The sequence below is a fragment of the Bilophila wadsworthia ATCC 49260 genome (assembly GCF_000701705.1).
Lineage (GTDB): Bacteria > Desulfobacterota > Desulfovibrionia > Desulfovibrionales > Desulfovibrionaceae > Bilophila > Bilophila wadsworthia.
Genome location: NZ_JNJP01000017.1, coordinates 48,123 through 67,340 on the forward strand (window position 1 = coordinate 48,123; position 19,218 = coordinate 67,340).

At 61.2% G+C, this 19,218-nt stretch carries 15 protein-coding genes; 4 read left to right on the plus strand and 11 right to left on the minus strand.

Annotation, left to right across the window (positions count from 1 at the left end):
* Window positions 1–155: 155 nt before the first annotated feature.
* The 8 genes from uvrA to rpmE all read right to left on the minus strand — a co-directional run bounded on the left by uvrA (window position 156) and on the right by rpmE (window position 10,904).
* Window positions 156–3,080, minus strand: a complete 2,925-nt coding sequence (gene uvrA, locus T370_RS0108895) for an excinuclease ABC subunit UvrA (RefSeq protein ID WP_005028756.1) — start codon at window positions 3,078–3,080, stop codon at window positions 156–158.
* 175 nt (window positions 3,081–3,255) lie between these two features.
* Window positions 3,256–3,957: a DUF554 domain-containing protein gene (locus T370_RS0108900; RefSeq protein ID WP_029435517.1), complete on the minus strand. Its 702-nt coding sequence runs from the start codon at window positions 3,955–3,957 to the stop codon at window positions 3,256–3,258.
* Entirely contained in the window at window positions 3,954–4,445 is a 492-nt protein-coding gene (gene hysD / locus T370_RS0108905) for a NiFeSe hydrogenase maturation protease (protein ID WP_009379890.1), read from the minus strand. Before hysD ends, T370_RS0108900 begins: the two co-directional genes overlap by 4 nt.
* A gap of 500 nt (window positions 4,446–4,945) precedes the next feature.
* Window positions 4,946–6,871, minus strand: coding sequence for a molecular chaperone HtpG (htpG, locus tag T370_RS0108910; protein WP_029435518.1), 1,926 nt, complete (start codon window positions 6,869–6,871; stop codon window positions 4,946–4,948).
* 283 nt (window positions 6,872–7,154) lie between these two features.
* On the minus strand, window positions 7,155–7,958 hold the full coding sequence (locus tag T370_RS0108920) for an MBL fold metallo-hydrolase (RefSeq protein WP_029435520.1): 804 nt from the start codon (window positions 7,956–7,958) through the stop codon (window positions 7,155–7,157).
* A gap of 451 nt (window positions 7,959–8,409) precedes the next feature.
* On the minus strand, window positions 8,410–9,480 hold the full coding sequence (gene prfA, locus T370_RS0108925; RefSeq protein ID WP_005028761.1) for a peptide chain release factor 1: 1,071 nt from the start codon (window positions 9,478–9,480) through the stop codon (window positions 8,410–8,412).
* Window positions 9,480–10,529, minus strand: coding sequence for a DUF1385 domain-containing protein (locus T370_RS0108930; protein ID WP_029435521.1), 1,050 nt, complete (start codon window positions 10,527–10,529; stop codon window positions 9,480–9,482). Before T370_RS0108930 ends, prfA begins: the two co-directional genes overlap by 1 nt.
* A gap of 165 nt (window positions 10,530–10,694) precedes the next feature.
* Window positions 10,695–10,904, minus strand: a complete 210-nt coding sequence (rpmE, locus tag T370_RS0108935; RefSeq protein ID WP_005028763.1) for a 50S ribosomal protein L31 — start codon at window positions 10,902–10,904, stop codon at window positions 10,695–10,697.
* A 366-nt stretch (window positions 10,905–11,270) separates the two neighbouring features.
* On the opposite strand from rpmE, the gene T370_RS0108940 reads away from it, so the two are divergent.
* Together T370_RS0108940 and T370_RS0108945 are read left to right on the plus strand one after the other, a co-directional pair.
* A complete protein-coding gene (locus T370_RS0108940) occupies window positions 11,271–11,546 on the plus strand; it encodes an HU family DNA-binding protein (RefSeq protein ID WP_005028764.1) in 276 nt (91 codons plus the stop codon).
* Between the two features lie 279 nt (window positions 11,547–11,825).
* Entirely contained in the window at window positions 11,826–12,548 is a 723-nt protein-coding gene (locus T370_RS0108945; protein ID WP_029435522.1) for a DUF554 domain-containing protein, read from the plus strand.
* Between the two features lie 93 nt (window positions 12,549–12,641).
* On the opposite strand, the gene T370_RS0108950 is transcribed toward T370_RS0108945, so the two are convergent.
* The 3 genes from T370_RS0108950 to mutY all read right to left on the minus strand — a co-directional run bounded on the left by T370_RS0108950 (window position 12,642) and on the right by mutY (window position 15,945).
* Window positions 12,642–13,418, minus strand: coding sequence for a methyltransferase domain-containing protein (locus tag T370_RS0108950; protein ID WP_029435523.1), 777 nt, complete (start codon window positions 13,416–13,418; stop codon window positions 12,642–12,644).
* Window positions 13,419–13,609: 191 nt separating this feature from the next.
* A complete protein-coding gene (gene icd, locus T370_RS0108955) occupies window positions 13,610–14,758 on the minus strand; it encodes an NADP-dependent isocitrate dehydrogenase (RefSeq protein WP_029435524.1) in 1,149 nt (382 codons plus the stop codon).
* Window positions 14,759–14,832: 74 nt separating this feature from the next.
* The gene (mutY, locus tag T370_RS0108960; RefSeq protein ID WP_005028770.1) at window positions 14,833–15,945 is read right to left on the minus strand and encodes an A/G-specific adenine glycosylase; all 1,113 of its coding nucleotides are present in this window, start codon (window positions 15,943–15,945) and stop codon (window positions 14,833–14,835) included.
* Window positions 15,946–16,251: 306 nt separating this feature from the next.
* On the opposite strand from mutY, the gene T370_RS0108965 reads away from it, so the two are divergent.
* The gene (locus T370_RS0108965; RefSeq protein WP_005028771.1) at window positions 16,252–16,758 is read left to right on the plus strand and encodes a peptidylprolyl isomerase; all 507 of its coding nucleotides are present in this window, start codon (window positions 16,252–16,254) and stop codon (window positions 16,756–16,758) included.
* Between the two features lie 350 nt (window positions 16,759–17,108).
* Complete coding sequence (locus T370_RS0108970; protein ID WP_029435525.1) at window positions 17,109–19,082, plus strand: peptidase U32 family protein; 1,974 nt, start codon at window positions 17,109–17,111, stop codon at window positions 19,080–19,082.
* Window positions 19,083–19,218 lie beyond the last annotated feature (136 nt).

The window sequence follows — 19,218 nt, forward strand, 5'->3', positions numbered from 1 at the left end:
GCGGGCGGATCTCCTTGCGGGCGAAGGCGGGCCGTGCCCATACCCCGGCGTCCGCGATGGCAAGTGGATGCGGCGAGGAGAAAGGGCATGGCACGGGGGATATCCGTTCTTTTCCCAAAGAGGCCCGCTTCTCCTCCTCCGCATGTCCGGACGGGTTAGCCGTCTCCGAGCTTGCGCCGTGTCCGCCGTTCTTCGGTGAGGAACTTGCCGGTAACGGAATTCGGATCGGCCATGATGGCTTCAGGCGTTCCGGCGGCGACGATGCGCCCGCCGTTTTCCCCTCCGCCGGGGCCGAGGTCGATGACGTAGTCCGAGGCGAGGATGACGTCCGTGTTGTGCTCGATGACCACGACCGTCGCGCCGAGTTCCACCAGATGGTGCAGCACGGTGACGAGCTTGCCGACCTCGTGCATGTGCAGTCCGGTGGTCGGCTCGTCGAGGATATACATGGTGCCGGGCAAAGAACGCTTGCCGAGCTCGCGCGATATCTTGATGCGCTGGGCCTCGCCGCCGGAGAGGGTGGTGGCGGGCTGTCCCAGACGGATGTAGTCGAGCCCCACATCTTCCAGTACGGCAAGGCGGCGTTCGAGTACAGGATAATTGGAGAAGAACTGGCGGGCCTCACGTACGGGCATGTCCAGCACTTCCGAGATGTTCAGCCCCCGATAGCGGACTTCGAGGGTTTCGTGATTGTAGCGCTTGCCCCCGCACACGTCGCAGGTGACGTACACGTCGGGCAGGAAGTGCATTTCCACGCGGATCTGACCGTCGCCGCTGCACGCCTCGCAGCGTCCGCCCTTGACGTTGAAGCTGAACCGCCCCGGCTGGTAGCCGCGCTTGCGGGCGTCCGGGGTCATGGCGAAGATGTTGCGGATCTCGTCGAAGATCTTGGTATAGGTAGCCGGGTTGGATCGCGGCGTGCGTCCGATGGGCGTCTGATCGATGGCCACGATGCGCTCGATGGCCTCCACGCCGTCGATGCCCCGGATGCTGCCTGGCTGATCCACGCGGATGCCCTGCGCCAGCGCGAGGTGCTTGTACAGCGTGTCCACCACGAGTGAGCTTTTGCCCGAGCCGGAAACCCCGGTCACGCAGGTCAGCGTGCCGAGCGGAATGGGACAGTCGATATCCTTGAGGTTGTTGGTCGTGACCCCGCGCAGGGTGAGCCAGCCCTTGGGTTCGCGGCGTTCGTCGGGGATGGGTACGGACAGATCCCCCCGCATGTACTTGGCGGTCAGCGTCTCCGAGTGCTTGATCAGGTTCTCGAAAGAGCCGTGGTACACCATGTCGCCGCCGTGCGCGCCAGAACCGGGCCCAAGCTCGATGATGTGGTCTGCCTCGCGGATGGTGGCTTCGTCGTGCTCGACCACCAGCACCGTGTTGCCGCGCCCCTGAAGGCTGCGGAGCGTGGCAATGAGGCGTTCGTTGTCCCGGGGATGCAGGCCGATGGACGGCTCGTCGAGCACGTAGGTTACGCCCACCAGCCCGGAACCGAGCTGGGAGGCGAGGCGGATGCGCTGCGATTCCCCGCCCGAGAGCGTGGTCATGGTGCGGCCCAGCGAGATGTAGTCGAGGCCCACATTGGTCATGAACGACAGCCGGTGATTCAGTTCTTTGAGGAGCGGCTCGGCGACGAGGGCGTGGCGCCCGTCGAACTCCCGCCCGTTCAGCCAGCGGAGAGCGCGTTCCACGGGCAGGGAGCAGAACTGGTGGATGTTGAGATCATCCACGCGCACGGCCAGCGATTCGGGCCGCAGGCGCGCGCCGTGGCATGTGGGGCAATCCATGCTCTGGAGGTAACGGGACAGCAGATCTCGCCACATGTCGCCGTACTGCATACCTCGTTCAAGCAGGGGGATGACGCCCGGCCAGTTGTCCGTGGCCAGCTTGTACGGGCCATCGTAGGCTTTGACCGGAGCGGGTGCGTTGTCGTCGTACTCCGGCGACTCAAGGGCCACGGAGCCGCCGAGACGGTTCCTGCGCAGGCCGCTTTTGGACTTCTGTGAGGGATCGTCCTCACCGTAGAACAGGGCTTGCAGGGCCTCGGGAGAATACGCGGACAGCGGCGTGGACAGGGTGAAGCCGAAGCGCTTGCCGAGGGCGGTCAACGCCTCTTCATAGCGGGCGAAGGTCTTGGGGTTGGCCCACGGCAGGATGGCCTTGGTGTTCAGGGACAGGCCGCGGTTGGGCGCGATGAGCATGGGCTCGAAGTATTCCACGGTGCCGAGCCCGGCGCAGCGCGGGCAGGCCCCCTGCGGGCTGTTGAAGGAAAAGAGCTGCGGGCTGGGTGCGGGCAGGCTGATTTTGCAGACCGGGCAGACGGATTCCGTGGCGTGCAGCGTGTCGCCGTCGGCTCCCTTGTCGGGTTCGTTCACGATGATCCGGCCCTCGCCGTAGCGCAGGGCCAGCTCCACCGAGTCGGCCAGACGCCCCCGGATGCCGTCCTTGATGACCAGACGGTCAATCACGAGATCGATGGTGTGCTTCTTGTTCTTGTCCAACGCGGGGATATCTTCCATGCCGTACAGCTGGCCGTCCACGCGCACGCGCACGAAGCCCTCGGCCTTCAGTTTCTTGAAGCGGTCGAGGTGCGTTCCCTTTTGGAGTTCCACCAACGGGGCCATGATGATGACTTTCGTGCCTTCGGGCAGGGCGAGGATGTCGGCGATGATTTCATCGGCGGCGCGCGCCTCGATGGGGCGTCCGCATTGTGGGCAATACATCTTGCCGAGGCGGGCGAAGAAGACGCGCAGGAAGTCGTAGACTTCGGTAACGGTGCCGACCGTGGAACGCGGGTTGCGGCCCGTGGTCTGCTGTTCCAGCGAGATGGCGGGGGAAAGGCCCTCGATCTTGTCGACGTCCGGCTTGTCCATCTGCGGGAGGAACTGGCGTGCGTAGGCGGAAAGGGATTCCACATACCGGCGCTGGCCTTCCGCATAGACGATGTCGAACGCGAGTGTGGATTTGCCCGATCCCGAAGGGCCGCAGACGACCACAAGTTCGTCGCGGGGGATGTCGAGCGAGAGGTTCTTGAGGTTGTGCTGGCGCGCACCCTCGATATGGATGGAGGAATGACTCATGAGGTTCCTTGGAAAGTCTGTCCAGACTGGGGTGTCTTGCGGGTGAATCGCCACTTCCGCCGAGCCTGCCGGGGGCGTGGCCGTTTAACTGTCTTATCCCATATGGTTGTTGTCTTTCAGCGTCGTTTTCGCATGTGAGGCGAAGTCTTCCCGGCGCTCTTCCATGCCCTGCCGGTCAGATTGTTCCGGCAAAGGAGGCCGTCAGTGCGCACAGGCCCACGACGGCAAACAGCGACGGGAGCATGTTCGACAGAGAAATGCGGGTGATTTCGAGCATGTTGAGGCCGATGCCGATGATGAGCGTGCCGCCGACGGCTGTGAGTTCCGTCATGGTTGCGGGGTCAAGCCAGCTTTGGAGGCTGCCCGCGAGCAGTGTGAGCGCCCCCTGATAGATAAGCACGGGGATGGCCGAGAACAAGACCCCGAGCCCGTAGGCCGAGGCCATCGCCAGCGCCGCGAAGCTGTCGATGATGGTCTTGGAAAGGACCACGGCCCGATCGCCCCTGAGCCCCTCGTCGAATGAGCCGATGATGGCCATCGCGCCGATGCAGAACAGGACCGAAGCGTTGACCATGCCTTCGGTAAACAGCGGGTTGGACGACTTGAGCCGCCCTTTCAGCCAGTCCCCCACGCGGATGAGCCGGGCTTCGAGCCCGATCATTTCGCCGGCGACCGAGCCGATGACGATACTGAAAATGACGATGAGGGGATTTTGCGTGAGCAGGGCCATTTTGAACCCGATGACCAGCACGCAGAGGCCGAGCCCCTGAAAGACGATGGCACGGACACGTTCCGGCAGGCGGGCTCCGAAGGCAAGCCCCACAAGGCTGCCGATGGTGATGCCCAAAGCGTTGATGATGGCCCCGAGAGGGATCATGCCCGTGTCTCCCCGTTGCCGTACCGTTTCAGCCATTCCCCGATTTCCTTCCTCGCCAGCGCGAGGAATTCGGGGAACACGGCCTGCACATCATCCGAGAGGCCGATATTCCACGTTACATAATCTTTGGGCTCCACGCCGAGCACGAGGAGTTCGGATTTGGTGCCGAACAGCTTTTCGGCCATGCGCAGAGAGTCGATCAGGTCGATGTCGTGGATGGAGAGGCGCTGCTTGTCGTCCTTGATCAGCGCGTCCTCGGTGAGTCGGTAGAGGGTCCCCGGCTTGCCGCCGCAGTGCACCACGTCGAGCACCAGCAGATGGGAATAGCCCTTGAAGCTGTAGAAGATGTCCTGCGTGAACGTCCCCCCCTCGCGTATGGTAACCTGCTCCGGCCAGGCTTCCTTCATCAGTTCCTGTGAGGCGAACACGCCCACCCCGTCATCCGTGAGCAGCATGTTTCCTATTCCGAGCACCAGCAGTTTGTTCATGAGGGGGATCCTTGATCGGGGATGGAAGGGCGAGGACTTGGGGAAGGGAGGGAGAACCTTTCTGAAGAACCCCCATAAAGGGGGCAAGCGGCTTCTCCCTGCCTTCCCCAACCCCCATCCCTCCCTCTCCCAAGACGTTCGTGTTTATTGAATCCCTGTTCCGGAAGTGTACGGCTCATCGGGATCGGGGCATTGCCGGGAGTGAAGGTGCGGTTCGGAGGGAAGCGCATCCCCTCCATTTTCTCAGCAAAGGCGACTTTCTTCAAGTCTTTTCAGGAAAGAATCTCAACATGAAAAAGCCCCGTCCCTTGGGGACGAGGCTCATTGGGGGACAGCTTCAGTGCGGCCCTTTGTGCCGGACAGCGCCGGAACCTGCCGCCGCATAAAAAAGTCTTGGGAGAAGGGGAGGGGCTTGGGGGAAGGGAGGGAGAAGCCGCTTGCCCCCTTTATGGGGGGTCTCCAGAAAGGTTCCTCCCCTCTCCCAAAAGAGAATCCACCGCCTACAGCTTCTTCACATCGGCATACCACGCGCTGGCCTGCTCAAGGAGCTTGGTGGCGCGGCTGGCGAGGGCGTGCGGATCCTTGATGTAGCCGTCGAGCAGCAGGGTGGAGTCGAAAAGGCTCTGAATCATTTCGGCAAGCTGCGGATCGTCTGGATCGGCCTTGGAAAGCTTCAGCATCGTGCGGAGCAGCGGATGATCGCGGTTGATTTCGAAAATCTTCTGCGGGATGGAGTCGTCCTTCTGCATGACGCGCATCAGGCGTTCCATCGAAGAGGTCACGCCGTCGTCCGGGGAAACGAGGCAGGCCGGACTGTCCGCGAGCCGGTGGGACACGCGGGCGTCCTTGATCTGGTCGCCGAGCACCTTGCGGATGGTCTCAAGGAGCTTGTCGAACTCGTTCATGTCCTCGTTGGACAGCGGCGCGGCCTTGGGCTGTTCGTCGGTGTCCGCGAAGGCGTCGAGCACGGCGCTGTCGGCGTGTTCCACGGCCTTGAAGGTGTAGTCCTTGTATTTCGCCAGCGTCTCCAGCGCGAACTCGTCGACGGGCTCATAGAGGTAGAGCACTTCGAGGCCCTTGCGGCGGAACACTTCGCTGTGCGGGTTGACCTTGGCGGCTTCGCGGCTCGGCGCGGCGACGTACCAGATTTCCTTCTGGCTTTCGCGGGCGCGGGAAATGTAGTCGTCCAGCGAGGTCAGGTCGTCGGCGTCTTCCATCGCGGAGGAGTTGAAGCGCAGCAGCGGGGTGATGCGGTCACGGTTGACGAAATCGCTGTAGCCGAGTTTGAAGACCTTGCCGTGCAGCTTCCAGAAGCTGTTGTACTTTTCCGCGTCGTCCTTCGCCATCTTTTCGAGGTGGGACAGGATCTGCTTGCTGATGGTCTGCGAGATCTTGCGCAGGACGATGTTTTCCTGGAGCGTTTCGCGGGAAATGTTCAGGGGCAGGTCCTCGGTGTCCACCACGCCCTTGAGGAAGGCGAGGTAGTCGGGGATGAGCTCCTTGTTTTCACGCTGGATGAGCACGCGGCGGGCGTAGAGATCCAGCCCCCAGTGCTCGCGGTACGCGCCGAAGTAGTCCTTGGTGATGTCGGGAATGAACAGCAGGGCGTTGAACTGCACCGGAGCGTCCACGGACAGGTGCAGCACGTCGAGCGGATCTTTCTGGTCGTAGGTCAGGAACTTGTAAAATTCGTCGTACTGTTCCTTCTTGATGGAGAACTTGGGCTCGCGCCACAGGGCGGGCGTCGTGTTCACGCGTTCGCCGTCCACGAGGATGGGGAAGGGGATGAAGCTCGAATGCGTGCGGATGATCCCTTCGATGCGGTATTTTTCCAGAAACTCCTTGTCGCCTTCCTTGATGAAGGCCCGGATGGTGGTGCCGCGCTTGATGTCGGCCTGATCCGGGGCTTCCTCCACGGTAAACGTGCCGGTCCCGTCGGAAATCCAGCGGTAGGCGGGGCCGTCGCCGGTGGCGGAGAGCGAGGTCACTTCAACCTTGTCCGCGACCATGAACACGGAATAGAAGCCGATGCCGAAGCGTCCGATGATGTTGGAAGCGTCGCTGGTCGTGCCGTCTTCGGCGGTCTGGGTGTGTTCCTTGAGGAAGGCTTCCGAACCGGAGTGGGCGATGGTCCCGAGGTTTTCGATCATCTCGTCGCGGGTCATGCCGATGCCTGTATCGGTGATGGTCAGGCAATTTTGCACTTTGTCCGAAGAGATCCGGATTTCGAGCGGCAAGTCGGCATCCCGGATGGCCTCGTGCTGCGTCTGGCTCTGGAGGAAGCGCAGCTTGTCCAGCGCATCCGAGGCGTTGGAAATGAGCTCACGCAAAAAAATCTCCCGGTTGGAATACAGGGAGTGGGTGAGGATATTCAGAACCTTACGGGTTTCGGCACGGAATTCATGATTGGTGGTCTGTTCAGACATGGGAATCCTCCTGCAAAATCTTGGCCGGGATGCGCCCGGCGATCCAGCCCCAAAAATAAGTTTGCCTGTTGAATCGTCAAGGGGAGGGCAGCTCATGATAAGGTTTGAAAGAGTGGAGAGAATTGGGGAGGGGAGGGAAAACTTTTCTGAAGAAAAGTTTTCCCTCCCCTCCCCAAAACCCACCTCTCCCTTTCCAAAGACTTTTGACTTTATCGAATCCCTGTTCGCAGGTTTTTGGGGATAGATTGCTGTTGGAGTAGCACCATTGCAAAGTTGAAGCGCGTTAGAGGGCGATGGATTCCAGATCGTCCGGGACAAACAGGTTGCCGGAGAAGTATTGGCGGCCTTCGGCCGTGTACAGCGTTTTGCGCTCGGGAAGGCGGGTGTCTTCGGTATGCCAGAGCACGAGGTTCTCCACGCCGAGCTCCGTTGCCGTTTCGCAGGCTTCACGGACCGTGCTGTGGTGCTTTTCGTAGGGCTTGAAGCGGTCGCGGTCCGCATAGAGGCAGAAAGCTTCACTGAGGAGCCAGCCGCTGCCAGCCGCGTATTTCCGGCCTCGGGGCGTACAGGGTTCGTCGCCGAGGCAGGAGAGCTTTTTGCCGCTGTGGAGGCCCAACATGAAGCCAAACTGCTTTGCCTTGGTGGAACCGATGTCGAAGAAGGTTGCCCGGTAGCTTCCGAACGGGCGTTCCTCGCCGTCCTCTACGGGGACGATATGGATGCGGTCGCCAATGTACTGCGTCATACTGGCGGGTAAGGTCATGTCCGCGACGGAGTGGACGACTCCGGCGAGCTCATCATGGCAATACAGCGTAAACGTCCCCTCGTAGCTTCCTCCCCGGATGTTCTGGGCAACGGAGCGGATCATCCAGATCATCCCGAAAAGATGATCGGTGTGGCAATGGGTCAGGAACGCGTGATGGATGTCGGAAGGCCGGATGCCCGCCCGTTCAAGCTGGGTGAAGATGGCGTTGCCGCCGCCGGCATCCACAAGCAAGGGCTCCTTGCCGTCAAGAAGGATGAAACACGTGTTGTAACAGCGCGTGGCCCCGGCGTTGCCGGTCCCGAGGACAATGAGTTTTTCCATGATATCCGCCGGAAGCGTTGTGATGGACAGTATGAAAAGAACCGTATGCGTCGCTCGCCGTCTGGCCAGCCACGGAATTCATTGCAAAGAAAGAAATACCCGCAAAGATGATAGAGAGAACCGCGCCGTTCCGCAAGAATGGGAAAACGGCCTTTTCCCGATCCCGAACAAGCCCCACCTCAAACGGCACAAAAAAAGCCGGACGACTCCGGCAGAACGTGTTCCTATCAGCAGAATGAAACGATAATACGCATAAAATACAGCCGATCAAAACGCTTTGAACCTTCTTCTTATCCCTTTCCTTCCATACGGTAGGAACTCCTTCCGCGCGGCCTCCCCACCAGCCGAAAGTCTTTGGAGGGAGAGAGGAGGGGGGGGGAGGGGAGAGGGAACCTTTCTCCAGAAAGGTTCCCTCTCCCCTCCCCCAACATCAAATCATTCATCAATCAACTTAGCTCGACGCCTGCGCCTTGAGGGCTTCGGTCTGGGCGTGGGTGACAAGGGCGTCCACAAGCTCCTGAATTTCGCCTTCCAGCACCTTGCCGAGGCTGTACAGGGTCAGGTTGATGCGGTGGTCCGTGACGCGGCCCTGCGGGAAGTTGTAGGTCCGGATGCGCTCGGAGCGGTCGCCTGTGCCCACCTGCGCGCGGCGCTGGTCGGCAAGGGCGGCGTTCTGCTCGTCCTGCTTCATCTGGAGGAGGCGGGAGCAAAGAATCTTGAGACCCTTGGCCTTGTTCTTGTGCTGAGACTTTTCGTCCTGACAGCAGACCACGAGGCCGGTGGGGATGTGGGTCACGCGTACGGCGGAGTCGGTCGTGTTCACGCTCTGCCCGCCGGGGCCGGAGGAGCGGTACACGTCGAAACGCAGATCTTCGGGCTTGAGGTCAAGGTCCACTTCCTCGGCTTCGGGCATGATGGCGACCGTGGCGGCGGAAGTGTGGATGCGGCCCTGCGATTCGGTGGCGGGCACGCGCTGCACGCGGTGGGTCCCGGACTCGAATTTCAGGCGGCTGTAGACTTTGTCGCCGGAAATGAGCGCGATGACTTCCTTGTAGCCGCCGTTGTCGGACTCGCTTTGGCTCATGATTTCGACTTTCCAGCCCATCTTTTCGGCGTAGCGGCAGTACATGCGGAAAAGATCGCCGCCGAAGAGGGCCGCTTCTTCGCCGCCCGTACCGGCGCGGATTTCCAGAATGATGTTCTTTTCATCCAGCGGGTCGGTGGGCAGGAGCAGCACCTTGAGATCATGCTCAAGCTCGGGGAGCTTCTCCTCGATGGACTTGATTTCTTCGTGGGCCATTTCGCGGATATCGGGATCGGCGTCGTTGAGCAGTTCCTGATTGTCGGCGAGGTTCTGCTTCAATTCGCGGTACTGGCGGAAAATGTCCACCACGGGCTTGAGATCCGAGTGGGCTTTGGTCAGCTTGCGGTATCGATCCTGATCGTTGAAAACGGTGGGATCGGCGAGTTCCTGTTCGAGATCCAGGAATTTGCGTTCGAGGCTTTCGAGTTTGGCAAACATCAATGACTCCGGTTGCAGGTAGGGGGCGTCTCAAGGCGCGGCGGGTGCTGGCCGACGGCGGAAGCGAGGGCCGCGACCGCGACTTCGACCTGATCCAGTTCCGGTTCCCTTGTGGTCAGAAGCTGTAAAAACATGCCCGGCGCGCGGAGGATGCGCCCCCAGAACCCGTCGCCCAGACGCGCGGCGTAGCGGATAAGCTCATAGGACAGGGCACTGATGGGAACCATAAGCAGCAGCTTGAAGGCGATAGTGAAAAGATGCTTGGCCACGGCGCTGTCCGGGGTCCAGACAAGGAGCAGCAGCGGGACGAGGATCGTATGCAGCAGGATGGCGATGGACATGACGAACAGCAGGAAGGTCGTGCCGCAGCGCGGGTGCAGGCGGCTGAACCGGATGGCCGACTCGGGCGTCACCGTATCTCCGGATTCGTAGGCATGGATCGTCTTGTGTTCGGCGCCGTGATAGCAGAACACCCGCCGGATGTCCGGGAGGAAGGCGATGCCCACGATGTAGCCGATAAAAATCAGAAATTTAAACAGCCCGTCCCAGATGTGGAACGAAAAACCTTCGACGTCGCCGCCGAGCCCGATCCAGTTCATGATGATCGAGAGCAGGTGAGGCACGACGACGAACAGGCCCACGGCGAACAGAAGCGACACGATGAGGGTAAGGACAAGCTGCCAGTCCTTGAGTTCCTCTCCGGTCCCTTCCGTGCTGCGCTCGGCGGAAAGGTTCAGTGCCTTGATGCCGTTGACGAGGGTTTCTATCAGCGTGGGGAAACCGCGCAGGAACGGTTTTTTGAGCAGCTCGCTGCGGGTGAGGCTGAACCACGGGCGGTTTTCGACGCTGATGTTGCCGTCGGCCGTGCGGACGGCCAGCGCATAGACGTCGCCGTTGCGCATCATGACGCCTTCCATCACGGCCTGCCCGCCGACAAGCTGCGCGGGGGCTAGGAACGGCAAAAGGCGCCCAAGGCTCATTGGGAATCGTTTCCCGGAACGGGCGGAAGAAACGGACGTGGCGGCCGGACGACCGGTGCGCGTGGACATGGAAAGACCTCGGAATGTCACTCCCTGAACGTGTGTCCCCGGCGCGGTTCCCGACTGGTTGACTTGCGGACTTCGGGGAAGGACGAAAAAAAGGGATGGAACTCGAAGGCCTCCCGGAGGGCGGGCCACCCGGGAGGCGTAAAGGCTGCGCAGGAGGCCGGCGCGTTACTTGTTGAGATTGGCGTACTTCTTGCGGAAGCGGTCAATGCGGCCAGCCGTATCGAGGAAACGCTGCTTGCCGGTGAAGAAAGGATGGCAAGCGGAGCAAATTTCCACATGGACGGTTTCTCCTTTAGTGGAGAGGAGTTCTACCTGATTGCCGCAGGCGCAGGTGATCTTGGCCTTGTACACTTTGGGATGAATTTTTTCTTTCATGGTCAGGCTCCTATAAAGTCGGGACTCAGCTATATATACCCTGAAGTGCCGTTTGGCAAGGGATTCTTCCCCGAGGAGGCTTTTGCCTCCGGCTCGGGCATTCCGGCAAAGATTTTTTTGCATCCGGGCCATTTTTTTCCTTTTTGTCGTGTCATTTATGTATAATGCTTGAAGTTATCATTTTATTGTCTGATTTCGAAGTGTTATCGTTCCACAAAATGGTGGCGTTCTAACTCGGGGGGTGGTAAAAACGCTTTTTGCAATACAAATAAGGGAGGATAGCGCAAAATATCCCGGTGACAACCGCAAAAACAAAGGGTAAAGACCACCGCTGGCACATCTCACTATTCAGGTAAGGAGTCTTTTATGACCAAAGCAGATCTTGTTGACAAAATCCACGCCAAGGCTGGCCTCGGCACCAAGGCCGCAACCGAACAGTTCCTCGACGCGGCCATCAGTGTGCTGTCCGAAACCATCGCCAACGGCGAACAGGTTTCCTTCACCGGCTTCGGTAGCTTCAAGGTCGTCGAACGCAGCGAACGCAAGGGCCGCAACCCCCGCACCGGCGAGGAATGCCTCATCCCCGCTTCCCGCGTCGTGAAGTTCACTCCCGGCAAGGCGCTGAAAGAAGCCGTGAAATAGTGTGTACGGGCGCAGCCTCTTTTCCGGGGCTGTAGTCCCGGAAACGACATCCGGTACATAAATCCCGCGGCCCCGGCTGCGGGATTTTTGCATTCCTGCCCGCAACGGGCCAGATTGTTATTCCTTTTTCCTTGTGCTATTTCTTTGAGATTGCAGTGCCGAATACACGTCGCGCCGTGCCCATAGTCCCGTTTCCGGGGCTCGGGAGCGGCTTTTTTATGTGGCTTCGGCAGGATTTCCGCTTCGGGCGGCAAGGTTTCAACAAAGGAATGAGGGAACATGATAGGACCGGTTGCGAACAGCGTTTGTATTGTCGCGGGCTCCATTCTCGGGGCGCTCTGCGGGCCTGTGCTCAGTCAGGAGTTCAGGAAAAAGATCATGAATGTCTTCAGCTGCATCACGCTCGGCATCGGCGTGACCATGCTGTCGAAGGGCGACTCGCTGCCTCCTGTCGTGCTTTCCCTGCTGTTCGGAACGGCGCTCGGCGAGCTGACCCGCTTCGAATCCCTGGTGATGAAGGGGGCCTTCAAGGTGGCGGGGCTGTTCAAGCGGAACGGCAAAGCCAAGGGCGGCAAGTCCGAAACGCTGTCCGAGACGGTGTTCCGCGATCAGTTCGCCGTGGCGACGGTCCTTTTTTGCGTGAGCGGCCTCGGGATCATCGGTTCCATGCGCGAAGGCCTGACCGGCGAGTGTTCCCTCCTGCTCATCAAGGGCGTGCTCGATCTGTTCACGGCCATGCTCATTTCGGCGAGCATCGGCAGTGTGGTGGGCGTGCTGGCCGTTCCGCAGTGCGCCATTCAGTTTGCCTTGCTGTTCGGGGCCACGATGCTCATGCCGTACACCACGCCGACCATGTTTGCGGATTTCTCCGCTTGCGGCGGCATCATCATGCTCGGCGCGGGGCTGCGCCAGATGGGGCTCGTGCAGGTCCCTATCCTCAGTATGTTGCCCGGTCTGTTTTTCGTCATGCCGCTGTCCGCATTATGGAAGCAGATTATGTAGATGAGAGAATCGGACGAGGGGGCTTCACCGGAAGCCCCCTCGTCGCGTATGGGAAAAGCCGTTTTTGAGGGGGAAGGAAGAGGGGGAGGCTCATCAGGCTTTGGGCGTGGCGGTGAAGAAGAAGCGGGGGAAGCGGAAGATGATTTCCCCGTTGCCCTGCTTCGGATAGCGTGCGGCGACCTCCTCCAGCACGGCCTGTTCGAAGGCTGCGGCGCGTTCGCCGGAAAGGAGGCTCAGGTAGGGGCGCAGTCCCGTGCCTTTATACCAATCCATGATGGCCTCGTGGGACGGCATACGGTGGAGATAGGTGATCTGCCACATCTGGAACTGTCCGGCTTCGGCGGCGAGGATGTCGAAATAGGCCTCTTGGGAAAGCGTATGGAAGATCCGCGCGGAGGCGAGTTCGGCGCGCCACTCGTCCGAGGCGGCAAGTTCCCCGATGATCCGGTGGATGGGCTCCTGATAGTTCATGGGAACCTGCAGGGCGAGCATTCCGCCGGGGCGGAGCAGGGCGAGCATGTCCCGGATGAGCCGGGGATGGTCGGGGACCCACTGGATGCAGGCGTTGGAAAACACCACATCGAACCCGTCCTCCCCAAGTGAGGGCAAATTCAGGGCATCGCAGATCCGGAACTCCATGTCCGGGTGATCGTCCTTCGCGGCTTCGATCATCTCCGGTGAACTGTCGATGCCGATGATGCGCAGGGCATTGGGGAAGGCGTCCGCCAGAACCTGCGTGCTGTTGCCGGGGCCGCATCCCACATCGAGCAGCTTGCGCGGCTGTTCAAGGTCGATGCGTTTGACCAGATCGATGGACGGCTGCGTCCTTTCGGCCTTGAAGCGGAGATAGGCGGCGGAATCCCATTGCATGGCGTGCCTCTTGCGGGCTGAAGGTGGGCGGAGTTTTCCCTAAAAGCCCTTTTGCGGTAATGCCGTTCCCGCCGCCCTGTCAAGCGGACGGAAAAGGGAGGAAACGTGTTCCTTTCCTCCCCTTCTTTATGTGGCTTTTGATGGAAAAACGGCCTGCGCCGTTTCCCTCGGTCGCCATTCTGTCACGCGGGCTACAGCAGCTTGGTGATGATCTCTCCAAACTCGGTGCAGCCGACCGTGCGGGCGTCGGTCATCTGCGCGGCGAGGTCTTCGGTGACGGCGCGGCGGGCGATGGCGGTGTTCACGGCCTTGTAGATGCGGGTGGCGGCTTCCTTCCAGCCTATGTGCTCCAGCATGAGCGCGCCGCTGAGGATGAGGCTGCCGGGGTTGGCCCGGTCCTTCCCGGCGAGGCTCGGCGCGGTGCCGTGGGTCGCTTCGAAGAAGGCCAGCTTTTCCGACATGTTCACGCCGGGGGCAAGGCCAAGGCCGCCGACCTGCGCGGCGAGGGCGTCCGAAATGTAGTCGCCGTTCAGGTTGGGCGTGGCGAGCACGCGGTACTGCTCGGGGCGGATGAGGGCTTCCTGGAACATCGCGTCGGCGATGCGGTCCTTGATGACCAGCTTGCCCGGCGCGGAAGCGGCTTCGGCTTCGACCACGGTCTGGGCGGCGAATTCTTCCTTCGCCACATCGTAGCCGTGCTGGCGGAACGCGCCCTCGGTGAACTTCATGATGTTGCCCTTGTGCACAAGGGTCACGCTCGGAAGGTTCTGGGCGAGGGCGTGGCGGATGGCGGCGCGGACAAGGCGCTTGGAGCCTTTTTCGGTCATGGGCTTGATGCCCACGGCGGCGGAGGCGTCCACATTGGCTCCCAGTTCGTCGCGCAGGAAGGCGATGAGCTTGGCGGCTTCGGGCGTCCCGGCCTTGTATTCGATGCCCGCGTAGACGTCTTCGGTGTTTTCGCGGAAGACGATCATGTCCACGCGCTCGGGATGCTTGACCGGTGACTCGATGCCTTCAAAGTAGCGGATGGGCCGGATGCAGGCGTAGAGGTCGAGGGTCTGGCGCAGGGTGACGTTGAGGCTGCGGAAACCCGTGCCCACCGGCGTGCCGAGGGGGCCCTTGATGGCGAGCTCGGCGCCGCGCAGGGCGGCGAGGGTTTCGTCGGGCAGGAGCGTCCCGGTTTCCTTGAGCGCCTTTTCGCCCGCGAGCAGTTCCTTCCAGTCGAAACCGCGCTCGTCGCCGTAGCTCAGACGGATGGCTTCATCAATGACGGGGCGCGCGCTTTTCCACACGTCCGGGCCGATGCCGTCGCCTTCAATCCAGTAAACAGTCTTGCGCATGGGGAGAGACTCCAGAAATGTTACGTGGCTCGCGCCACGGTTGACGTCCGCGTGCCTCGCGGCGTGGGCAGAAACTACTCGCCTGAGGCCGGGTTGTCAAAAAGGCTACAGTTGTCGGCAAGTTTGCGGTGCGGCGCGGGCAGGGGGAAGGCCTCGATGTCCTGCGGCGCGATCCACTGGCAGGCTGTGGCCTCGGCCAGCTCCTCGGGCACGGGGCATCCTTTGGGCTTGCCCTCCAGCCTGAGCTGGTAACAGCGCAGGGTGATCCGGTAGGTCGTGTAGTTGTGGCGGATGACGTCCAGCGGGCGCACGATGGCGACCTTGAAGCCGACTTCCTCCATCCATTCGCGCGCGACGGCCTGTTCCGGCGTTTCGCCGGGCTCCACGCAACCGCCGGGGAATTCCCACAGCCCGCCCCAGACGTCCTTTTCGTTGCGGCGCTGGATGAAGACTTTCCCTTCATGCAGGAGCACCCCGCACACTACCTCGATCTGCGTGACGGCGGCTTTCTTGCCGGGAACCGGGCGTTCGTTCTGGATGCCGAGGTGGCGGCTTTCGCACAGCCCGGCCAGCGGGCAGCGTTCGCACTCGGGCTTTTTGCGGCATACGAGCGCGCCCAGCTCCATGAGCCCCTGATTGAAGTTCCGGGCCTCGCCTTTCGGGATGAGGGCTTGCGCCAGTTCGCGGATGCGGCTCTTGGCGGGCTCTTCCTTTACGGGCGTGTCGATGTCGAACACGCGGGACAGGACGCGCTCCACATTGCCGTCCACGCAGGGGACTTCCTCGTTGTAGGCTGTGCTGGCGATGGCCCCGGCGGTGTACGGGCCCACGCCGGGCAGGGCGAGGATGTCGGCGTAGCTGGTGGGGAAGTTCCCGCCGTGGCGTTCCATGATCACCCGGGCGGCGGCCTGGATGTTGCGCGCGCGGCGGTAGTAGCCGAGCCCTTCCCATGCCTTGAGCAGGTCTTCCTCGGGCGCGGCGGCGACGGCGGCCACGTCGGGGAAACGCTCCATCCAACGCAGGAAGTATTGGACGCCCCGGTCCATCTGCGTCTGCTGCATCATGACTTCGGCGATCCACGTCCGGTAAGGCGTGTAGTCGGCCCGCCACGGCAGCGGGCGGCGGTTCTCGGCGAACCAGCGGAGCAGGTCTTTTCGGAAAAGCGTAAAGCGTTGTGTATCGTTCATGGCAAAGGGGGTTGTATGTTGGAACCGGGAGAGCTTCTTTAGCGGGAGACATCCGCACGCGCGCTCCTTTGGCTCTCCCGCAAAGAAATACCTTGTGGGGAGGCTGTTCGAAGGAAATCCAGTTGGCTACGCCTGTTTTTTGCCCGATGGCGCGGTGTAACCGGCAGAGATGAAAACAATCAGCTTCTTGGGAATCGTTCCTTGCAAGGAATAGCCCGAAACAGGGCGGCTGTCACGGGCCTGTTCAGCTTGCTTCCGGCATGGTTTTCGGGCATACTCTTACGATTATTTTTCAAGGAGTGTATCATGGCCAATCCTACCGTGCTTCTGGAAACCACCTCCGGCGATATCCTTATCGAACTGTATGCCGACAAGGCTCCCGCCACCGTGGAGAATTTCCTCAAATATGTGAATGAAGGCTTCTACGCCAACACCATTTTCCACCGCGTGATCAAGGGATTCATGATCCAGGGCGGCGGCATGAACATGAAGATGGAAGAAAAGGCGACTCATGCCCCCATCAAGAACGAAGCCGACAACGGCCTTGCCAACGAGCGCGGCACCATCGCCATGGCCCGTACCCGCGATCCCCACAGCGCCACGGCCCAGTTCTTCATCAACACCGTGGACAACGGGTTCCTGAACTTCTCCTCGCCTGACGTGAACGGCTACGGCTACTGCGTGTTCGGCAAGGTCATCGAAGGCATGGAAGCCGTCGACAAGATCGAAAAGGAAAAGACCACCACCCGCGGCATCCATTCCGATGTGCCGGTTTCCGCCGTGCTCATCACCAACGCCAGCGTGTTTGAATAAGCTCTACGGGTGAGGAAGAAGGCCCTTTCCGAAGAATCCCCGAAGGGGCAAGCGGGGCCTTCTCCCTCACCCGAACCCCCTCCCTCATCCCCCAAGATTTTCAACTGGTGGGGAGGAGACGCGGCGGACTGTTCCTTTACTTTTTGTCCGGCGCATACCGTCTTTTGGGGTAGCCACTTTTTCCGCTTTCAAGTTACGGGCCTCAGAGGGAGAAGGGCGCGGACGGCATCCAGAGGATGCCCGTCGGAGCCTTCAACACCTGAATATGCCGATATGACGCCGCCTTTCCCGAAGAGGCTTTCCCCTCGTTCCCCAACTTTTCATCTCCCCTCCACTGTTAGGATATATCCATGACTCGCAAGCCTGAGATCCTCGCCCCGGCGGGCGATACGCAATCGTTTCTCGCGGCGATGGCCGCCGGAGCCGACGCCGTATACCTCGGCCTCAAACATTTCTCCGCCCGTATGCAGGCGGACAACTTCGGTTCCGCCGAGCTTTCCCGCATGGTCGAGCTTGCCAACGAGAACGGCAGGCGCATCTACGTCGCCTTCAATACGCTGGTGAAGCCTGACGACGTGCCCGCCGCAGGACGCCTCATCGCCCGCCTTGCCCGCGACGTGAAGCCGCACGGCCTGATCATTCAGGATCCCGGCGTGCTGGCCCTTGCCCGTCAGGCCGGATACGAGGGCGGCCTGTTCCTTTCCACGCTCGCCAATCTGACGCATCCCGCGTCGCTGCTGGCCGCGAAGGAACTTGGCGCGGACCGTGTCATCCTGCCCCGCGAATTGTCCATCGACGAGGTAAAGCAGATTTCCGCCGCCTGTCCCGAAGGGCTGGAGCTGGAAATGTTCATCCACGGCGCGCTGTGCTGGTGCGTCTCGGGCCGCTGCTACTGGTCGAGCTATATGGGCGGCAAGAGCGGCCTGCGCGGGCGCTGCGTGCAGCCCTGCCGCCGCGTGTACAAGCAGCGCAACCATTCCGGGCGGTTCTTCTCCTGCCTCGATCTCTCGCTGGACGTGCTTGCCAAAACCATCACGGACATCCCGCACCTGAGCTGCTGGAAGATTGAGGGCCGCAAGAAGGGGCCGCATTACGTCTATCACGTCGTCACGGCCTACAAGATGCTGCGCGACAACCCGGACGATCCGCAGGCCCGCAAGGATGCGGAAAAAATCCTCGAGATGGCGCTTGGCCGTCCTTCCACCCGCGCCCGCTTCCTGCCGCAGCGCACATCCGAGCCCACCTCGCCCGACAGCCAGACCAGCTCGGGGCGTCTCGTGGGCAAGATACAGACGGACGCGGAGGGCCGCCCGTTCTTCAAGCCGCATATCGAACTGATTTCCTACGATTATCTGCGAGTCGGCTATGAGGACGAGAACTGGCATTCGACCCTGCCCGTGACCCGCCGCACGCCGAAGGCCGGGACCTTTACGCTGCGCCTCCCCCGCCATAAGACGCCGAAGGCCGGGACGCCGGTGTTTCTCATCGACCGCCGCGAGCCCGAACTCGTGCAGCTCATCGCGGAGTGGAAGCGGAAGCTGGATCGGTGCAAGGGGAGCGAGCCCACCGCTGTGGAGTTCACGCCCAAAATGCCCAAGCCCGCGCATCCCCGCCGCCGTCCGGATATGACGCTCCGCGCTTCGCTGCCCTATGGCTCCGAGACGCGCCGCAGCCGCAATTCGGTGATCGGCCTGTGGCTTTCGCCCAAATCGGTGCGCGAGGTGTCCCGCACTGTGGCCCCGAACATGGCGTGGTGGCTGCCCCCGGTCATCTGGCCGGATGAGGAAGAGCTCTGGAAGCGCATCATCAACGAAGCCATACGCAACGGCGCGAAGCATTTTGTCTGCAACGAGCCGTGGCAGGCCGCGTTCTTCAAGGGCCGCGAAGTGGATCTGGTCGCCGGGCCGTTCTGTAACGCCGCCAATGCCTTCACGCTGGCGAGCTTTGCGAAACTCGGTTTCAGCGCCGCGTTCGTCAGCCCTGAACTGACCAAGGAAGATTTTCTGGCCCTGCCGAAAACCAGCCCGCTGCCGCTCGGCAGCGTGCTCGCCGGTTTCTGGCCGATGGGCATAGGGCGGCACGATCCTCTCGGCATCAAGCCGAACGAAGTCTTTCAGAGCCCCAAGGGGGAAGGCTTCTGGACCCGCCGCTATGGGCAGAATACATGGATCTATCCCGCGTGGCCCTTGGACATCACGGTGCATCGCCCCGAGCTTGAGGCCGCCGGGTATTCCTTCTTCGCCCGCATGGAGGAGAATCCGCCCAAGTCGATGCCGGCGGCCACCCGTCCCGGCCTCTTCAACTGGGAAGGCGAGTTGTTGTAGCATGTTAGAAATATTGGGGAAGGGAGGGAAAACTTTTCTGGAGAAAAGCTTTTCCCTCCCTTCCCCAAACCCCATCCCTCCCTTTCCAAAGACTTTTGTGTTTATCGAATCCCTGTTCGGTATTTTCCCGTGATAT

Excerpts from the sequence above, each read along its gene's own strand:
- T370_RS0108920 (WP_029435520.1), bottom strand. The coding sequence starts at position 7,958 with ATGGAAAAACTCATTGTCCTCGGGACCGGCAACGCCGGGGCCACGCGC.
- icd (WP_029435524.1), bottom strand. The coding sequence starts at position 14,758 with ATGCGCAAGACTGTTTACTGGATTGAAGGCGACGGCATCGGCCCGGAC.
- uvrA (WP_005028756.1), bottom strand. The coding sequence starts at position 3,080 with ATGAGTCATTCCTCCATCCATATCGAGGGTGCGCGCCAGCACAACCTC.
- hysD (WP_009379890.1), bottom strand. The coding sequence starts at position 4,445 with ATGAACAAACTGCTGGTGCTCGGAATAGGAAACATGCTGCTCACGGAT.
- htpG (WP_029435518.1), bottom strand. The coding sequence starts at position 6,871 with ATGTCTGAACAGACCACCAATCATGAATTCCGTGCCGAAACCCGTAAG.
- T370_RS0108950 (WP_029435523.1), bottom strand. The coding sequence starts at position 13,418 with ATGCAATGGGATTCCGCCGCCTATCTCCGCTTCAAGGCCGAAAGGACG.
- mutY (WP_005028770.1), bottom strand. The coding sequence starts at position 15,945 with ATGAACGATACACAACGCTTTACGCTTTTCCGAAAAGACCTGCTCCGC.
- rpmE (WP_005028763.1), bottom strand. The coding sequence starts at position 10,904 with ATGAAAGAAAAAATTCATCCCAAAGTGTACAAGGCCAAGATCACCTGC.
- prfA (WP_005028761.1), bottom strand. The coding sequence starts at position 9,480 with ATGTTTGCCAAACTCGAAAGCCTCGAACGCAAATTCCTGGATCTCGAA.
- T370_RS0108900 (WP_029435517.1), bottom strand. The coding sequence starts at position 3,957 with ATGATCCCTCTCGGGGCCATCATCAACGCTTTGGGCATCACCATCGGC.
- T370_RS0108945 (WP_029435522.1), top strand. The coding sequence starts at position 11,826 with ATGATAGGACCGGTTGCGAACAGCGTTTGTATTGTCGCGGGCTCCATT.
- T370_RS0108930 (WP_029435521.1), bottom strand. The coding sequence starts at position 10,529 with ATGTCCACGCGCACCGGTCGTCCGGCCGCCACGTCCGTTTCTTCCGCC.
- T370_RS0108940 (WP_005028764.1), top strand. The coding sequence starts at position 11,271 with ATGACCAAAGCAGATCTTGTTGACAAAATCCACGCCAAGGCTGGCCTC.
- T370_RS0108965 (WP_005028771.1), top strand. The coding sequence starts at position 16,252 with ATGGCCAATCCTACCGTGCTTCTGGAAACCACCTCCGGCGATATCCTT.
- T370_RS0108970 (WP_029435525.1), top strand. The coding sequence starts at position 17,109 with ATGACTCGCAAGCCTGAGATCCTCGCCCCGGCGGGCGATACGCAATCG.